This is a genomic window from Massilia sp. CT11-108, assembly GCF_047302915.1.
GTDB classification, from domain to species: Bacteria; Pseudomonadota; Gammaproteobacteria; order Burkholderiales; family Burkholderiaceae_D; genus Telluria; species Telluria orientalis.
In genome coordinates this window covers 1-358 of sequence record NZ_JBKYMO010001344.1, presented here as the reverse complement: position 1 = coordinate 358, position 358 = coordinate 1, and the positions used below count along the sequence as shown (strand labels likewise).

Here is a 358-nt window from a genome sequence, read left to right as displayed (position 1 = left end):
CGCCGGCGAAACAATCAGAAAATTGATCATTTGCATTTGACCAGCCGGGCCTTCACGCATACACTTCGAATGGTTGCGCTACCATTTTAAATGTTATAACAAGATGCGCAGCTGCCTACCAGGAGGAGACTGTGCAACACACGCATCGCAAGGCCGCACGCCGGCTCGTATCCACGCTCGGCATCACCCTTGCCGCCACCCTGCTTCCCGCCATGTCGCCGCTCGCCGTCCAGGCCCAGGCGGCCGACCGCCTCGCGCCGCGCCAGCGCATCCTGCTGGACGATGGCTGGCGTTTCCACGCCGGCGACCCGGACGGCGGCTCCGCCCCGTACCTGTACGACGTCCGGCCGGAAGTGAC

At 63.7% G+C, this 358-nt stretch carries 1 protein-coding gene; it reads left to right on the top strand.

Annotated elements, in window-relative coordinates; translation table 11 throughout:
• Positions 1-131: 131 nt before the first annotated feature.
• Positions 132-358, top strand: a 227-nt coding sequence (locus ACEN88_RS34720; protein WP_413346958.1) for a hypothetical protein, incomplete at its 3' end; no start/stop codon positions are given.